Source organism: Micromonospora sp. NBS 11-29, assembly GCF_002140155.1.
Lineage (GTDB): Bacteria > Actinomycetota > Actinomycetes > Mycobacteriales > Micromonosporaceae > Micromonospora.
Genome location: NZ_NAPR01000007.1, coordinates 509,112 through 526,076, shown reverse-complemented (window position 1 = coordinate 526,076; position 16,965 = coordinate 509,112). Strand labels below are relative to the sequence as shown.

Below are 16,965 nucleotides of genomic sequence, written 5' to 3'. Positions count from 1 at the left end.
GGGGCCGGCCGGGCCGGCCCGCCGGGCGGCGGGCGGTTGCTGGCCGGCGGGAGCTTCCGCGCTCCGGCGGTACGGCGCGCCGGGCGGCCGGGGCGCCTCCGGGACACCGGGCCAGGGGCCCTCGACGGGGCGCCGTGGGGCGACCGGGTCGGCAGCAGCGGAGCGGACCGGCGGGGCGGCAGGACCGGGGGCGGGCCCGTCGGGACCACGCCGCGTGACCGGAGGACGCGGGCCGGGAGGGCTGCCGCCGGGCGACGCCTCCGCACCGGGCTGCCCGGCGCCCGAGGGCTTGTCCATGCCGGTACGGCCCGCACCCGGCGACGTCTGTGCACCGGAACGGCCGGGAGCCGGGGGCGCCTCGGGACCGGGACGACCGCTCGGCGGGGGCGCCGCCGAACCGGGCCGACCGGTCACCGGGGGCATCGTCGGGTCGGTACGGCCGACTGCCCCGACTCCGTTCGGTTGGGGCCGAGCGGGTGCCGGTGGCATCGGGCCCGGCCGACCGGACGCCGGAGGCTGGGCACCCGGCCGACCGGGCGCCGGGGGCAGAGGGCCGGGCCGACCGGGCACCGGAGGCTGGGGATCGGGCCGACCGGGCACCGAGGGCTGGGGACCGGGCCGGCCGGAGGTGGGGGGCTGCGGAGCCGGCCGGTCGGCGGTGGGGGGCGGCGCGGCGGGACGCTCGGGCCGGCCCGGACCGGGCCCGACCGGGCCGGGCGGGGGCGCGACGGCCGGTCGAGGTGGCCGACCCGGCTCCGACCCGCCCGGGACCGGCCGCGGTGGCCGACCGGGCTCGGGCGCGGCAGCAGTGCCGGGTCGCGGTGCCGGACCCGCCGGGGACTCCCCCTCCGGGCCCAGTTCCCCGCGCTCCTGCTTGGCCGTCCGCAGGTCGTCGATCCAGCCGAACTCCTCGCCGACGGCGGCCTGATCCGGTGCGGCCTCGGCCCGGCCACGCCCCCACCGGCGGCCCTTGGCCCGCGGATCGCGCCGCTCGTCGGGGCCGTCCGCCGGCCGCTCCGGACCACGCGCCATTACTACTGACCCCCCTCGGTGGCGTCGCCGCCGCCCTCGCTCGCCCCGCCGACCTGCTCGCTGCCACCCGCCCGGACCCCGGTCACGGCCGCCGGCGTGCCGGGATCCGCCCGCGTCACCGGTGCGGGCAATCCACGGACGATCCGGCGCAGCACCGGCAGCCGGGTGGCCACCGGACGCTCCGCGCCGTGCCCACTGGGCCGGTAGTAGTCGGTGCCGACGAGGTCGTCCGGAGCGTACTGCTGGGTGACCACCCCGCGATGGTCGTCGTGCGGGTAGCGGTAGCCGGAACCATGCCCGAGGCCACGCGCGCCGGCGTAGTGCGCGTCGCGCAGGCCGCGGGGGACGGGGCCGCCACGACCGGCGCGTACGTCGGCGACGGCGGCGCCGATGGCGGTGGTGGCCGAGTTCGACTTCGGGGCGGTGGCCAGGTGGATGACCGCCTGGGCGAGGTTGAGCTGCGCCTCGGGCAGGCCCACGTATTCCACCGCGTGCGCCGCCGCGGTGGCCACGGTCAGCGCGCTGGGGTCGGCCATGCCGACGTCCTCGCTGGCGAAGATGACCATCCGGCGGGCGATGAACCGGGCGTCCTCACCGGCGACCAGCATCCGGGCCAGCCAGTGCAGTGCCGCGTCCACGTCCGAACCACGCATGCTCTTGATGAAGGCGCTCGTCACGTCGTAGTGCGCGTCCCCGTCGCGGTCGTAGCGCACAGCCGCCACGTCGACCGCCTGCTCGGCCACGGCGAGGTCGATCCGCCCGACGCCCAGCGCCGTCGCGGTGGCGGCCGCCGCCTCCAGCGCGGTGAGCGCCTTGCGGACGTCGCCGCCGGCCAGCCGGACCAGGTGGTCCTCCGCGTCCTCGGCCAGGACCAGCGTGCCGCCGAGCCCTCGCTCGTCGGTCATCGCCCGGCGGAGCAGCCCCCGCACGGCGTCGTCGTCGAGCGCCTGGAGCGTGAGGAGCACGCAGCGGGACAGCAGCGGCGAGATGACCGAGAAGTACGGGTTCTCGGTGGTCGCCGCGAGCAGCGTGACCGTCCGGTCCTCGACGGCGGCGAGCAGTGAGTCCTGCTGGGTCTTGCTGAACCGGTGCACCTCGTCGATGAAGAGGACGGTCGGCGGACCACCGGAGCGGCGTTGCCGGCGGGCGGTCTCGATGACGGCGCGGACGTCCTTCACGCCGGCGGTCAGCGCGGACATCGCCACGAACCGCCGGTCGGTGGTACGCGCCACCAGATGGGCGATGGTGGTCTTGCCGCTGCCGGGCGGCCCCCACAGGATGACCGACATCGGCGCCGCGCCCTCGACCAGTTGGCGCAGCGGCGCGCCGGGTGCGAGCAGGTGATCCTGCCCCACCAGCTCGTCGATGCCGGCCGGGCGCATCCGGACCGGCAGCGGCGAATCCGCGCGGGCGGCGGTGAAGTCGTCGACGCCACCGGAGCCTACGGGTGCGCCGGGCGCTCCGGCGGGCTCGCCGAGGGTGAAGAGGGCGTCGGATTCCATCACGAGAACACTACCGGGCCGGGCCGACGACGCCGGAATCGCGCCGTCGACCCGCCCCGGGTGGTCGTTTCCGGTCAGCCGCGCCCCGGCCGCCGGCCCCGGTACCAGCGTCCGCCCCCGCCGCCACGCGGGCCGGAGCCGACGCCGGCCAGGTAGAGCGAGAGCAGCAGGAAACCGATCAGGCTGAGGGTCCAGTTGTTGAACAGCTCCGGCGCGCCGAACTGGGTGTCCAGCAGGTCGGTCAGCAGCGCAAGGCCGAACGCGACGGCCGCGAGAATGGCGAGCATGTCGTTCCTCCGGTGGGGGTTACCAGTGAGTCGGCGACGGATGTACCCGATCGGTCTGTTCGTCAATCTCCACCGTGGAACCGCACCCCGGCCCACCCCCGCACCACGCGGCGTGGACGGAATCGGCGGGCTCGTAGGCTGGCGACATGATCACTGCCGACCAGGTGCTGACCGGCCGGGACGCGCTGCTCGCCGCGACCGGCCACCATCCGTACGCCCGACACGCGCTCCGACGCGACCAGGCCGCTCGGGGGTGGCGGCGCGGGGACACGGTCGGTTGGCTGCTCCCGGCGGGCGAGTGGTCTGCCGGCGGCGCGGTCGGCGCGCCCGGCCCGGCGCTCGATGTCTTCGCTGCGCTGTGGGCGGACGGGACGCTGCGGGCCGGCCAGTCGGTGAACCTGCCCCGCATCGAGGCCGCCGAGGTGGCCGCGCGTCTGCCGGTGATCCGGGTGGGCGAGTGGGACTTCCTCTGGACCACCGCCCCGCCCACGCGACAGCCGGAAGAGGAGCGGGTGGTCCGGCTCACCGAGTCCGACCACCCGGCGCTGGCCGCGCTCGTCGGGGAGTCCTACCCCAGCACCACCTCTCGGCCGGGCGACCCCGGCATCGTCGACTGGTACGGCATCCGGGACGGCGACCGCCTCATCGCCTGCGGCGCCGACCGCAGCCGGGGCGACGTCGGCTTCCTGGCCGGTCTGACCGTGGCACCCGAGCATCGCGGGCGAGGGCTGGGCGCGGCCCTGACCGTCGGCATGACACGGGCCCTGTTCGCCCGGTACGACCACGTGGCGCTCGGCGTCTACACGGTCAACGTCGGCGCGCTCCGGCTCTACCGCCGGCTCGGCTTCACCGGCACCGCCCCGCGCACCACCGTCTACCTGGGCTGACGCCGAGCAGGTCCGCATGTCCCCGGGTCGGAGGCCCGCACGCCGAGGGCTCGACGGCTCGGCGGTCGGCGGGGGTGCGTGGAACCGGTCGGTGACGGGGCAGCGTCCCCGTGATCGGGGCGAGGTGCCGGCGCGACAAGGGCCGCTGGGCTGGCTACGAACTTGAGGGCACGGATGGTTCGGACCCCGTCCGCTTCCCCGGTATCCGAGTGAGTCGTTCGTGCCATCAAGTTTGTAGCTTCCCGCGACCTCGTCGTCGCCCGGAGGCAGTCCACATGCATCAGGTGGACCGACCCACGTCACCAGCCCCAGCGGATGGTGCCGGCGCCGGTACGGCCACGCCGGACGCCACGCCGGACGCCACGATCCCGGACGCCGCGACCCCGGACGCCGCGACCCCGGACGTCACCGGCGCGGGACGCGCGGCGGCTCGGCCGGCGCGCCAGGCCGGCAGGTAGAGCGGCGCGGCCAGGGCCAGCATCACCGCGCCGACCAGCATGGCGACGCTGATGCTGGTCGCGTCGGCCAACGCGGTCAGCACCACCGCGCCGAGCGCCCCGGCCGGCTGGGCCATCATCGAGTTCAGCGAGAGCACGCTGGTCCGGTACGGGCCGTCGACCTGCCGGTGCAGCAGTCCCATGTGCAGCGGATTCGACGCGCCGTGCACCGCGTAGCAGGCCAGATACGCGATCAGCACGCCGACCGGCCCGGCCAGCAGGCCCATGCCGACCACGGTCACCCCCTGGAGGATCCGCATCAGCGCGGCGGCCGGCGCGGCGCCGAGGCGGCGCAGCAGGAACGGGGTGAGCGCGGCACCGGCCGCGTTGGCCAGCCAGGCCGCCGAGCCGGCGGGGCCGAGCAGCGCCGCCGCGCGGTCGGCGTCACCGACCACCTCGGACAGCCGGACCGGCAGCAGCGACTCGAACGTGACCATGCCGAAGCCCCAGAACAGCTCGACCGCGACCAGGGCCAGCAGCACCCGGTTGCGGCGTAGCAGGCCGACCGCCTGGCCGACCATCCGGGGCGCCTCCACCACCGAGGCGCGCAGCGCGACGGCGCCCGAGGCGGGTCGCTGCTCGGTCATGAGCAGCAGCAGCGCCACGATCGACACCGCCTGGAGCGCGGCGGCGACCACCACCGGCAGGGTCAGCGCGCTGACCGGCCCGATCGGGCCGAGCGCGACCAGGCCGCCGCCGAGCAGCGCACCGGCGCCGATGGCGACGCCGATGACGGTGCCGGCCCAGCCGAGGCCGCGTTCGTACTCGGCGTCCGGGTCGGCGGCCAGGGTGGCGTCGACGTACCAGGACTCCAGCGGGCCGCTGTCGAGCGCCCGGTAGACGCCTTGCAGCGCCCAGACCAGGAAGAACATCCAGAACGAGTCGGCCACCGCCATCAGCGCCAGGGAGGCCAGGCCGACCGCCCAGGCGACCAGCAGCACCGGCTTGCGGCCGAGCGCGTCGGCGAAGCCGCCGGTGGGCAGCTCCAGCGCCAGCACCACCAGGCCCTGCGCGGTGGCCACCAGGCCGATCTGGGACAGCGAGAGCCCGCGCTCCTGCATCAGCAGGATCATCACGGTCATGAGCAGGCCGCTGGGCAGCCAGCGCAGGCCGTAGAGGGTCAGGTAGCGGGACCGGACCTGGCGTACGGACAGGGCGCTCACGGCTTCTCCCCGGTGGTGGGCAGGACCGGGCTGAGGGGGAACGCGGCGAGGTAGAGCTGCACCAGCTCGGCGTCCGGATCATCCGGGTCGACCTCGTCGCGGTGCCGCTCGAAGACCGCGAAGACCTCCTGCTTGATCGCGTCGAGGCGGGCGGCCGGGATCCGCAGGAAGAAGTCGCCCATGCCGAACGCGTCGCGCCAGGCCGGCGACCACTCGTGACGTCGGGCGGCCCACCGTTCGGCGTGGTGACCGAAGAAGCGGAGGTAGTCCGCCTCGATCCACTCGATGGCGGCGCGGGCGTCGGGGTCGTCGTCGTAGTCGCTGCTCTCCCACTGGGTGACGTCGTGCGCGGCCCGCCAGAACCGCTGCCGGCCGGCGGCCAGGTCCGGCTCCTCGACGACCATGCCCACCTCGGCGAGCTGACGCAGGTGGTAGCTGGTCGCACCGCTGTTGGTGCCGAGCAGCTCGGCGAGCCGGGTGGCCGTGGCCGGCCCGTTGACCCGCAGGGCGCCGACCAGGCGCATCCGCAGGGGGTGTGCCAGCACCCGCACCTGCTGGTGGCTCAGCCGGACCCGGCGTGGCTCGGGACGGCGCTGTTCACTCTCCATGGGATGCACAATATCTGTGCACACTTTCTATGCACAAGGTTCGTGCAAAGAAAGTGTGCAAGCGGGTTCAGGCGAACAGTTCGCTGACGCCGCGCAGGCGGATCCGGAGCAGGCCGGCGGCGCGGGCGGAGTCGAGGCGTACCTCGATCGGGCGGTGCAGCCCGGCGGCGGCCGTGGTGGTGACACCACGAGCAGGTTTCACGCCGCGCCCCTTCCTCCGTCGAACATGAGGTTGGCGGAACGACACGCCGGGCGCCACCCCGCCAACTTCATGATCGACCGCTCGGGCCGCGTCGGGTGGGGTGGGGTCAGGTGGGGTCGGCGACCGGGGCGGCGGGGCCGGCGGTGCCGGCGTGCGCGGCCTTCGGCTTGGCGTCGATGCCGGCCTCGGTGCGCTGCTGAGCGGTGATCGGGGTGGGCGCGCCGGTCAGCGGGTCGAAGCCGCCCCGGGTCTTCGGGAACGCGATCACCTCGCGGATCGAGTCCGCGCCGGCCAGCAGCATGCAGACCCGGTCCCAGCCGAACGCGATGCCGCCGTGCGGCGGGGCGCCGTACTTGAACGCCTCCAGNCCCGCTGCTGCACGTCGCCCCGGTGGATACGGATCGAGCCGCCGCCGATCTCGTTGCCGTTGCAGACGATGTCGTACGCGTACGCCAACGCCCGGTCCGGCGCCTCCTCGAAGCGGTCGACCCACTCCGCGTTCGGCGAGGTGAACGGGTGGTGCACGGCGGTCCATCCGCCGTCGTCAGTCCGCTCGAACATCGGCGCGTCGACCACCCAGCAGAACGCCCAGGCGCTCTCGTCAACCAGGCCGGCCCGCTTGGCGATCTCGATCCGGGCCGCGCCGAGCAGTTCCTGCGCCTCCCGGGTGTTCGTGCCGGCGGCGAAGAACACCGCGTCACCGGGCTTCGCGCCGACCGCGTCGGCCAGCCCGGCCAGGTGTGCCTCGGACAGGTTCTTCGCCACCGGGCCGCGCGCCTCGCCGGTCTCCGCGTCGAGCACCACGTACGCCAGGCCGCGCGCGCCGCGCGCCTTGGCCCAGTCCTGCCAGCCGTCCAGCTCCTTACGGGTCTGGCTCGCGCCGCCCGGCATCACCACCGCGCCGACGTACCCGCCCGCGTCGATCGCGCCGGCGAACACCCGGAACTCGGTGCCACGCAGGTAGTCGGTCAGCTCGGTCAGCTCGACGCCGTAGCGCAGGTCCGGCTTGTCGGAACCGTAGCGGGCCATGGCGTCGTGCCAGGTGATGCGCGGGATCGGCCGGCTGATCTCGTGCCCGGCCAGGTCCTTCCAGAGCAACGCGACGATGGCCTCGCCGAGGTCGATCACGTCGTCCTCGGTGACGAACGACATCTCGATGTCGAGCTGGGTGAACTCCGGCTGCCGGTCGGCGCGGAAGTCCTCGTCGCGGTAGCAGCGGGCGATCTGGTAGTACCGCTCCATGCCGCCGACCATGAGGAGCTGNCCGGGACCAGGAAGTCCCGGGCGCCCTCCGGGGTGGAACGGGTCAGCGTCGGCGTCTCGATCTCCAGGAAGTCCCGCTCGTGCAGCACCGTGCGGGCGAGCTGGTTGGCCCGCGAGCGCAGCCGCATCGCCCTCGCCGGGCCGCCCCGGCGCAGGTCCAGGTAGCGGTACTTGAGCCGGATGTCGTCGCCGGCCTCGACCTGGTCGTCCACGGGCAGCGGCAGCGGCGCGGCCTCGGAGAGCACCTCCAGCGCGGCGGCGGTCACCTCGACCTCGCCGGTCGGCAGCTCCGGGTTCTCGTTGCCCGCCGGCCGCCGGGTCACCTCGCCGGTGACCTTCACGCAGAACTCGTTGCGCAGCGCGTGCGCGTCCTCCTCGCGGAACACCACCTGCACGACGCCGGAGGCGTCGCGCAGGTCGACGAAGATGACACCGCCGTGGTCGCGCCGGCGGGCCACCCACCCGGCGAGCGTCACCGTCGAGCCGGCGTCCGCGGCGCGCAGGCTTCCGGCATTGTGGGTACGGATCACGGCTTGCGTCTCCTCATCGTCGGGCTGTCCCCGTATTCTGTCAGCCCTGCGGAGCGCCCCCAGCGCCACCCGGCCGATCCGGCTCAGGCGTCCGGGATCTCCCAGCCGGTCACCTGGAGCGTGGTCGAGCCGTCGTTGCCCACGCCGACCACCTCGATCAGCGCCATCCGCCACGGATCCCCGTGCGCCTTCGCGTAGGCGTAGTCGGTGGTGACGCAGATCGTCGTGCCCTTGCGCACCGGGATCCGCTGGTCCTCGCCGATCAACGCGGTGCGGATCTTGTTGGCGCACTCCTGCGGGGTCATGCCGGCGGCGGCCGCGTCGGTGCCGTCCACCCCTTCCTCCAGCCGGAGCGTCGAGGGTTCGTTGCCGCAGCCCCGGGTGTACCGGATGTCCGCCCCGGTGGAGTCGTTCCTGGTCCGCGGCTCGTCCAGGTCCGCGTACATCGAGTAGCTGCACGCCGCCTGGAGGACCAGCGGCTCCTTCTGATAGCTGGGCCGGTAGACCGTCCGCTCGTTGAGCGCGGGCGCCTCGCCGGGAGAGCGGGGCGTGTCGTCGGGGGTGGTGCCGCCCGTCTCGGTGGGTGCGCTGCTGGCGGGCGGTTGGGTGCCACCGCCCGGCTCGCTGCCCGCCGTCGGGCCCGCCGCCGGCTCCGACCGCAGCGCGATGTCCTTCGCGTCCTTCGCCTGGTCGATGGCCCGCCACGCGAAGATCGCCGAACCGAGGGCGAGCAGCAGCGCGAGTCCGGCGACGCCCAGCGCGAGCACGACGAGGCCGCGACCGCCCGAGCGCGGTGCCCGGCCGGGCCGGCCGGCGCCAGGCACGCCGGACGGGCCGGGGCCACCGGGCGGACCTGGAACGCCGGACGGGCCAGGGCTGCCGGACGACCCGGGAGCACCGGGGGCGGACGGGGTCCCGCCACCGGCGGGGGGCGGGTTCGCGCCCGGGAAGGTCGGCCGGGGGTCGTTCGGCCCACGGGGCTCGCTCATGGCGGTGTCTCCTGACAGTCGACGGTTGACGAACTGCGGTTATCGCAGGATCGGCCCGAACGCGCTGTCGCCAAGCGGACAACACGGGCGAACGAAGTCGCTTGTGGACCGTGGCGATGATAGAAACACGGACGCAATCGCGTCGGCCACACACAACCGGGGAGAGGCGTGGCGACCGTCGACAAGGAGCAGCCTGTCGGAGCCGGCCGAGGCCGGGACGGTGACGGGCCGAGGTGGGTGCTGTGGGTGACCACGGTCGCCACGATCATCGGCGTCCTCTTCGCTGGCGTCGCGCTGCTGCGTGACTACTTCGGCTGGGAACGCGACGACCCCGACGCCGGGCGCACCCCGGCCGGGGTGACCGGCGCGCCGAGCCCGGACGGAGCCGCCGACCCGACCACCGGTCCCGCCACGGCCGCCTCCCCGACGTCCGGGCCCGCCGGAGTGCACCTGGACAGCCTGCCGGTGGAGGCGGGCGCCGGGAACATCGTCGCCCTGCCCCGGGCGCTCAAGGGCACGGCCGGCCTGGACCGGGCGGTCGCCGTCCGGTGCCCGGAGAACGTGTCCGGGGACAAGCAGCGTGAGGTGACCTACGACCTCCGGCGTCGCTACCTGGACCTGACCCTCACCGTCCGGGCGCACTCCCCGGGTGACCCGCAGGCCCCGGTCCGGGTCACCGCGTACGCGGCCGTCCGCCGCTCCGACGGCAGCGGCGTGGACCGGCTCCGGCGTGCGCTCGTGGACGCCCGGGAGGGCGCGCCGGGGAAGCTCGCCGCCGACGTGGCCGACGCCGACGGTGTGATCCTGTCCGTGGAGTGCCAGTTCCCCGATTCGGTCGTGATCCTGGCCGACACCCGAATCACGCNGCCGGTCGCCCGGCGGCCCGCTCGCGGATCGTGGATCAGAAGACGCTCACGCCGTAGACGCTGAGCGGCTCGGTGACCGGCTGGAAGTAGGTGGTGCCGCCGGAGGAGCAGTTGCCGCTGCCGCCGGAGGTGAGGCCGAGCGCGGTGGTGCCGGCGAACAGCGAGCCGCCGCTGTCGCCGGGCTCGGCGCAGACGGTGGTGCGGATCAGGCCGGAGACGCTGCCCTCGGCGTAGTTGACGGTCGCGTTGAGCGCGGTGACGCTGCCGCCCTTCACGCCGGTGGTGCTGCCGGAGCGACGGACCGATTGGCCGACGTAGGCGTTACCGGCCGAGGTGATGTCCTGGGTGGTGCCGTTGTAGAGGGAGACGTTGCCGGCCGCGTTGGCCGAGTTGCTGTGCCGGACGATGCCGTAGTCGTTGCCCGGGAAGCTGGTGCCGGTCCGGGTGCCGAGCACGGAGGTCTGGCCGGAGTTCGAGTACCAGGTCGAGCCGATGTTGGTGCAGTGCCCGGCGGTGAGGAAGTAGTAGGTCGAGCCGCTGCGTACGTTGAAGCCGAGCGAGCAGCGACCACCGCCGGTGTAGATGGCCTGGCCACCGGAGATCCGGGTGGTCAGCGTGCCGGCCTCGGCCTCGATCCGGACCGCGCCGCCGGTGCGGGCGGCGGCGGCCTTGACGCGCTCCAGCTTGGCGCCGGTGACGGTGCTGTCGACGGAGACGACGACCTGGTTCGTGGCCGGGTCGGTCCACCAGGCCGTACCCGGGATCTTGGCGGAGCGCTCCAGCTCGTTCGTGGCGGCCTTGAGCTGGTTGGCGCCGCGGGTGACCAGCTTCGCGACGGCGCCGGCGGCGCGCACCTGGCGGGCGGCCGCGGTGTCGGTCACCGTGACGACCATGGTGCCGCTGGCGTCGGCGTACGTGCCGGCGGCGCGGTCGCCGAGCGTGGCGACGAGGGCGGCGGCGGCGTCGGGCGAGGCGGGCGTGGCGGGGGCGGCCTGGGCGGGTGCGCCGAGCAGGGAACCGGTGACCAGGGTGCCGGCCACGGCGACGGCGGCGGCGCGACGGAGCGTGGACCTCGTGGGTCGCATGTAACAACCTCCGGATGGGGGTGACGGGCGCTGTCATGGGGATGCGCCCGAGGACAACCCGGACGACCTGGGGAAACCGTCCGGGCTGACCAAAGTATTCACATATTTAAGATCCTAAACAAGACATGGCTTTGCCCGGATTCGCACCGTCACCGGATGTAACGCCGAAGCAACGACTTCGTCACCGCGTGTCAGACCCGTCCAGCGGCCAGGCGGGAGGCGCGGGCGGCCCGACGCTCCTCGAACCGCGCCGCCTGGGTCTCCAGGGTGTCGAGCTGCGCGGCCACCTGCTCACGCGCGGCCTCGCCGTCGGCGTCCAGGCCGGTCACCTCGAACAGGTTCCACTGGCGCAGCACCGGCACCACCACCTCGTCGCGGTGCTGGCGCAGGTCGTAGATGCCGGCCAGGGCGATCGCCACCGACTTGCGGGCGAAGCCGTCGATGCCCGCTCCGGGCATCTGGAAGTCGGCCAGCACGTCGGCGACCGCGCGCATCGCCTGGCTCGGCGCCAGCTCGAAGGCGGCGGCGAGCAGGTTGCGATAGAAGACCATGTGCAGGTTCTCGTCCGCCGCCACCCGGGCCAGCAGCGCCTCGCAGACCGGGTCGCCGGCGGCCCGGCCGGTGTTGCGGTGCGAGATGCGGGTGGCCAGCTCCTGGAACGACACGTACGCCAACGAGTGCAGCACCTCATCGTCGTGCGCGTTGCGGTAACCGGCGGACATGTGCACCATCCGGGCCCGCTCCAGCGCCACCGGGTCGACCGCCCGGCTCACCGTGAGGTAGTCCCGGATCGCGGTGCCGTGCCGCCCCTCCTCGGCGGTCCACCGGTGCACCCAGGTGCCCCAGGCGCCGTCGCGCCCGAACAGCGAGGCGATCTCGTGGTGGTAGGAGGGCAGGTTGTCCTCGGTGAGGAGGTTGACGATCAGCGCGGTGCGGGCCACCTCGGGGATCGTCGAGTCGGTCGCCGACCAGGGCTCACCGCCGAGCGGCCCGTCGAAGGTGCGTCCGTCGCTCCACGGCACGTACTCGTGGGGAAACCACTCCTTGGCCAGCGACAGGTGCCGGTCGAGGTTCTTCTCCACGACCGGTTCGAGTTCGGTGAGCAGAGCGGTCTGGCTGAGCACGGACACGACGTTCTCCCTACGGTGGCGTAACTTACGCCACCGTAGGTCGAATCGTCGTCAGACGCCAGTACCGGCGACCAGCGGCGTCAGGTCCGCCCGGGGCGGGCTCCACTCCCCCGCCGCCGCGACCACCTGCTCCCCGGACCGGATGTCCTTCACCTCGTCGCCGTCCACGCCGGGGAACCAGACGTACGGGATGCCGCGCCGCTCCGCGTACCGGATCTGCTTGCCGAACTTCGCCGCGGACGGGGACACCTCGGTCGGGATGCCCCGGCCGCGCAGCGCCGCCGCGACCGCGTCGCTGGCCGGCCGGTCGTCCTCGGCGGCGACCGCGACCAGCACGCAGGTCGGCACCGAGCGGGACACCGACAGCGCGCCGGCGCCGAAGAGCAGGCCGAGCAGCCGGGTCACGCCGATCGAGATGCCCACCCCCGGGAAGCTGACGTTCCCGGAGCTGGCCAGGTTGTCGTAGCGGCCGCCGGAGCAGATCGAGCCGAACCGCTCGTAGCCGACCATCTGCGTCTCGTAGACCGTGCCGGTGTAGTAGTCCAGACCGCGGGCGATGCGCAGATCCGCGACGCAGAGGCCGGGCGCGTGCGCGGCGGCGGTCTCCACCACGGCGGTCAACTCCCCGATGCCCTCGTCGAGCAGCGGATCACTCACCCCGAGCGCGCGCACCGCGTCGGCGAACGAGGCGTCGGGCGCCGAGATCTCGGCCAGCGCCAGGCACGCCTTGGCCTGCGCCTCGCTGGCACCGGCGGTCTCCGCCAGCAACTCGGCCACCTTCGCCGGCCCGATCTTGTCGAGCTTGTCCACCGCCCGCAACGCCGCCTCCGGGTCGGTCAGCCCGACGCCCCGGTAGAAACCCTCGCAGATCTTGCGGTTGTTGACCTGGATGCGCACCGGCGGGATGGGCAGTGCGCGCAGCGCGTCGCCGATCACCAGCGGCATCTCGGCCTCGTAGTGCGCCGGCAGCGTGTCCCGGTCGACGATGTCGATGTCGGCCTGGAGGAACTCCCGGTAGCGGCCCTCCTGCGGACGCTCGCCCCGCCACACCTTCTGGATCTGGTAGCGGCGGAACGGGAAGGACAGCTTGCCCGCGTTCTCCAGCACGTACCGGGCGAACGGCACGGTCAGGTCGAAGTGCAGGCCGAGCGCGTCGTCACCGGCCGGGCCGTCGGCGTCGGCCTGCAACCGGCGCAGCAGGTAGACCTCCTTCGAGGTCTCCCCCTTGCGCAGCAGTTGGTCCAGCGGCTCCACCGAGCGGGTCTCCAGCGGGGCGAAGCCGTACAGCTCGAACGTGGCGCGAATGCGATCGAGCACGAACTGCTCGATCATCCGCTGGGCGGGCGTCCACTCCGGGAAGCCGGAGATGGGCGTGGGCTTGCTCATGGCGTACTCCTTGACACCCGGCGCGGACCGCGCGGGGGGCTGACGAGGGCGGCTAGAGGCCGCGGGTGGGCGCGGCCGGGCGCGCGTCGCCGGGACCCGCCACCTCGACGAGGTACGGGTTGGTCGCGCGCTCGCGGCCGACGGTGGTCGCGGGGCCGTGGCCGGGCAGGACGACGGTGTCGTCGGCCAGCGGGAGGACCTTCTCCCGGAGGCTGGCCAGCATGCGGGGCATGCTGCCGCCCGGCAGGTCGGTGCGGCCGATCGAGCCGGCGAAGAGCACGTCACCGGAGAGGCAGATCTGCTCCGCCTCCCAGGGCGAGCCGGCGCCGGGCAGCCGGAAGAGCACCGACCCGCCGGTATGGCCCGGCGCGTGGTCGACGGTGATCTCCAGCCCGGCCAGCGACAGGGTCGCGCCGTCGGTCAGCTCGGCCACGTCGTCCGGCTCGGCGTACGGCAGCCGCCCACCGAAGAGCGCGGTCAGGTCCATGGAGAGCGCCTTGGTCGGGTCGGCCAGCAACTCGCGGTCCTCCGGGTGGACGTACGCGGTGATGCCCCGCGCGCCACAGACCGGCGCGACCGAGAAGGTGTGGTCGAGGTGGCCGTGGGTGAGCAGCACGGCGGCCGGGTGCAGGCGATGCTCCGCGAGGACGGCGTCGAGGCGGTCGATCACCCCGATGCCGGGGTCGACGACCACGCACTGCTCCCCCGGCCCGGTCGCCACCACGTAGCAGTTGGTGCCGAAGGCGTCCGCGGGAAAGCCGGCCACCAGCACGTCCGTCCCCTCTCCGTCAGTCGTCATCCTCGTTCAGCAGCCTAGTCCCACCGGCGAGCGGGTTTCGTCCGCCACCACACCCCGCGCCCCGGCAGCCCCAGTGACAACTTCCGATAAGGCAAGGCCCGACCTCCTACACCACATTCACAGTCGGTACCCGTACACTCTGGCGGGCGTGTGGCGTGGCGCACCCCCGACCCGACGGCGGGCGTCGCCGGTGCCGCCGGCGGTGATCAGGCAGAGGAAGGGGAGCACGGGTGGCTTCCAGCAGGGACCGGCAGCGCAAACTGGCGCGGGCCAAGCTCGACCGGCAGCTCGCCCGGCGGGCCGCGGCCGCGAAGCGCCGCCGGCAGATCCAGGCCGGCGTCGGCGCCGCGGTGGTGCTCGCGCTGATCGTGGCCGGCTCGGCCTGGGCGCTCGGCGCGTTCGACTCGGAGCCGGAGAAGCAGGCCGCCGAGGACGTCTGCCTGTGGACGCCGCAGGACGGCACCGGCAACACCAACCTGAAGGACGTCGGCACCCCGGCCACCAAGGACCTGCCCACCTCGGGCGTCCGGCCGATGACGGTCACCACCAACCAGGGTGGCCCGGTCACCGTCGAACTGGACCTGGCCGCCTCCCCGTGCGGTGCGGCGAGCCTCGCCCACCTGGCGAGCCGCTCGTTCTACAACGACACCAAGTGCCACGAGATCACCACCGAGGGCGCGCTGCGCTGCGGCGACCCGAGCGGCACCGGCATCGGCGGCCCGACCTACTCGTTCGCGGACGAGGACGTTCCCGACGGCCCGACGGCCTCGCCGGCGCCGGGGCAGCCGCCGGCGTACCCGAAGGGCACGGTCGCCCTGATCAGCAACCCGCCGGGCAGCAACGGCAGCCAGTTCCTGATCTTCTTCAAGGACTTCAACCCGGCCAAGCCGGCCTACAGCGTGGTCGGCAAGGTCACCGGCGGGCTGGACGTGGTGGAGAAGATCGGCGCCCTCCCGACCGTGGACAATGGCAGTGGGTCCAAGGTCAAGCCGAAGACGGACGTGGTGATCCAGAGCCTCACCGTCGGCGAGCCGAACACCACGCCGGCCGCGACGAGCGCACCGGCGAGCAGCCCCAGCGCCGGCTGATCCACCGTCGGCGCCGATCCATTTTTCGACTCGGCGGCGCGCGGCGCCGTCCCCCGATACGCAGCAGGTGAGGAGTGACCGTGACGTCCACGAGAGACCGCCAGCGCGCGGCGGCGCGGGCCAAGCTCGAGCGGGAGATGGCCGAGCGGGCCGGCAGGGCCCGCAAGCGCCGGCAGACGCAGGCGATCGTCGGCGCCGCGGCCGTGCTGGTGCTCGTCGTGGCCGGCACCGTCTGGCTCGTCACCTCGCTCGGCGACGACGACGAGAAGTCGGGCGGCACCGCCGCCGGCGTCGCCCAGTGCGCCTACAACGAGGTGCCGAAGGAGGGCCGGCCGCCGCAGATCAAGGACGTCGGGCTGCCGCCGACGCAGCAGGTCGCCAAGGGCACCCAGACGATGACGATCGACACCAACCTGGGCCCGATCACCGCCAAGCTCGACCGGAGCGCCGTGCCCTGCACCGCCGGCAGCTTCACCCACCTGGCCAGCAAGGGTTTCTACGACAACACCAAGTGCCACCGGCTGGTCACCCAGGGCCTACAGGTACTCCAGTGCGGTGACCCGAGCGCCACCGGCAAGGGCTGGCGCGACACCGACGGCACCGGCGGGCCGAGCTACAACATGGCCGAGGAGAACCTTCCGACGAACAAGCGGCCTCCGTACCCGGAGGGGGTCATCGCGATGGCCAAGTCCCAGCAACCGGGCAGCACCGGCAGCCAGTTCTTCATCGTGTACGGCGACTCCCAGCTCGACCCGGACTACACCGTGCTCGGCACCATCACCGGCGGCATGGACCTGGTGAAGCAGGTCGCCGCGGCCGGCGACGACGGCGCGTTCGCCCAGCAGGCCGGCGGCGGTCACCCGAAGAAGGAGATCGTGATCACCAAGGTGGTCATGAGCGACATCCAGGGCTGACCGAGTCACGCGAAACGCCCGCCGGCCGAGCCGGCGGGCGTTTTCCGTGCGTCGAGGCTCAGGCCCCCGAGGTGACCCGGTACGCGTCGAACACGCCGTCGACCTTGCGCACCGTGGCCAGCAGGTGCCCGAGGTGCTTCGGGTCAGCCATCTCGAAGCTGAACCGGCTGACCGCCACCCGGTCGCGGGTGGTGGTCACGGTCGCGGAGAGGATGTTCACCCGCTCCTCCGACAGCACCCGGGTGACGTCGGCGAGCAGCTTGTGCCGGTCGAGCGCCTCCACCTGGATGGCGACCAGGAACGTGGAGGCCGACGTCAGCTTCCAGCTGACCTCGACCACCCGCTCGGCCTGGGCGCGCAGGTCCTCGGCGTTGGCGCAGTCGTCGCGGTGCACGCTGACCCCGCCGGAACGGGTGACGAAACCGAAGACCGAGTCCGGTGGCACCGGCGTGCAGCAGCGGGCCAGCTTGATCCAGACGTCGCTGACGCCGCGGACCACCACGCCCGGGTCGGCGCTGCTCTGCCGGCTGCGCGGCGGCCGGGTGGCCACGGCGGTCTCGGCGATGTCCTCCGCCGCGCCCTCCTCGCCACCGTAGGAGGCCATCAGTTTCTGCACCACCGACTGCGCGGAGACCTGGCTNCCGCGTAGAGCGAGGCCACGTCCGCGAGGTGCAGGTCCCGGGCGATCGCCATCAGATTGTCGGAGGTGAGCATCCGCTGCAGGGGCATGCCCTGCT

13 protein-coding genes and 2 pseudogenes are annotated in these 16,965 nt (G+C 73.7%); 3 read left to right on the top strand and 12 right to left on the bottom strand.

The window, feature by feature from the left end:
• Positions 1-1,034: 1,034 nt before the first annotated feature.
• Together B1205_RS12630 and B1205_RS12625 are read right to left on the bottom strand one after the other, a co-directional pair.
• A complete protein-coding gene (locus B1205_RS12630) occupies positions 1,035-2,534 on the bottom strand; it encodes a replication-associated recombination protein A (RefSeq protein WP_089155764.1) in 1,500 nt (499 codons plus the stop codon).
• 74 nt (positions 2,535-2,608) lie between these two features.
• Positions 2,609-2,821 carry a hypothetical protein gene (locus B1205_RS12625; RefSeq protein WP_089155763.1) on the bottom strand — a complete coding sequence of 71 codons (213 nt, stop codon included), beginning with the start codon at positions 2,819-2,821 and terminating at the stop codon, positions 2,609-2,611.
• A gap of 146 nt (positions 2,822-2,967) precedes the next feature.
• Between B1205_RS12625 and B1205_RS12620 the strand changes: the two genes are divergently transcribed.
• A complete protein-coding gene (locus tag B1205_RS12620; protein WP_089155762.1) occupies positions 2,968-3,708 on the top strand; it encodes a GNAT family N-acetyltransferase in 741 nt (246 codons plus the stop codon).
• A 280-nt stretch (positions 3,709-3,988) separates the two neighbouring features.
• On the opposite strand, the gene B1205_RS12615 is transcribed toward B1205_RS12620, so the two are convergent.
• The 9 genes and pseudogenes from B1205_RS12615 to B1205_RS12575 all read right to left on the bottom strand — a co-directional run bounded on the left by B1205_RS12615 (position 3,989) and on the right by B1205_RS12575 (position 14,199).
• Complete coding sequence (locus tag B1205_RS12615; protein ID WP_089155761.1) at positions 3,989-5,368, bottom strand: MFS transporter; 1,380 nt, start codon at positions 5,366-5,368, stop codon at positions 3,989-3,991.
• Entirely contained in the window at positions 5,365-5,976 is a 612-nt protein-coding gene (locus tag B1205_RS12610; RefSeq protein ID WP_089155760.1) for an ArsR/SmtB family transcription factor, read from the bottom strand. Before B1205_RS12610 ends, B1205_RS12615 begins: the two co-directional genes overlap by 4 nt.
• A gap of 67 nt (positions 5,977-6,043) precedes the next feature.
• Positions 6,044-6,178: a hypothetical protein gene (locus tag B1205_RS29050; RefSeq protein ID WP_254909884.1), complete on the bottom strand. Its 135-nt coding sequence runs from the start codon at positions 6,176-6,178 to the stop codon at positions 6,044-6,046.
• A 106-nt stretch (positions 6,179-6,284) separates the two neighbouring features.
• A pseudogene (gene aspS, locus B1205_RS12605) lies at positions 6,285-7,971 on the bottom strand (aspartate--tRNA ligase).
• An 83-nt stretch (positions 7,972-8,054) separates the two neighbouring features.
• Complete coding sequence (locus tag B1205_RS12600) at positions 8,055-8,738, bottom strand: hypothetical protein (RefSeq protein ID WP_140158024.1); 684 nt, start codon at positions 8,736-8,738, stop codon at positions 8,055-8,057.
• 1,123 nt (positions 8,739-9,861) lie between these two features.
• Positions 9,862-10,911 carry a S1 family peptidase gene (locus B1205_RS12590; RefSeq protein ID WP_089155757.1) on the bottom strand — a complete coding sequence of 350 codons (1,050 nt, stop codon included), beginning with the start codon at positions 10,909-10,911 and terminating at the stop codon, positions 9,862-9,864.
• A 191-nt stretch (positions 10,912-11,102) separates the two neighbouring features.
• A complete protein-coding gene (locus tag B1205_RS12585) occupies positions 11,103-12,041 on the bottom strand; it encodes an acyl-ACP desaturase (protein ID WP_089155756.1) in 939 nt (312 codons plus the stop codon).
• Between the two features lie 51 nt (positions 12,042-12,092).
• Complete coding sequence (gene hisS / locus B1205_RS12580; RefSeq protein WP_089155755.1) at positions 12,093-13,427, bottom strand: histidine--tRNA ligase; 1,335 nt, start codon at positions 13,425-13,427, stop codon at positions 12,093-12,095.
• A gap of 52 nt (positions 13,428-13,479) precedes the next feature.
• Positions 13,480-14,199 (bottom strand): MBL fold metallo-hydrolase, encoded by a 720-nt coding sequence (locus tag B1205_RS12575; protein ID WP_089155754.1) that lies wholly within the window; start codon positions 14,197-14,199, stop codon positions 13,480-13,482.
• A 257-nt stretch (positions 14,200-14,456) separates the two neighbouring features.
• Here B1205_RS12575 and B1205_RS12570 point away from each other — a divergent pair, with 257 nt between their 5' ends.
• Positions 14,457-15,314 (top strand): peptidylprolyl isomerase, encoded by an 858-nt coding sequence (locus B1205_RS12570; protein WP_089155753.1) that lies wholly within the window; start codon positions 14,457-14,459, stop codon positions 15,312-15,314.
• An 80-nt stretch (positions 15,315-15,394) separates the two neighbouring features.
• Entirely contained in the window at positions 15,395-16,228 is an 834-nt protein-coding gene (locus B1205_RS12565; protein ID WP_089155871.1) for a peptidylprolyl isomerase, read from the top strand.
• A gap of 58 nt (positions 16,229-16,286) precedes the next feature.
• Here B1205_RS12565 and B1205_RS31355 read toward each other — a convergent pair.
• Positions 16,287-16,965: pseudogene (locus B1205_RS31355) on the bottom strand (ACT domain-containing protein); the annotation flags it as partial.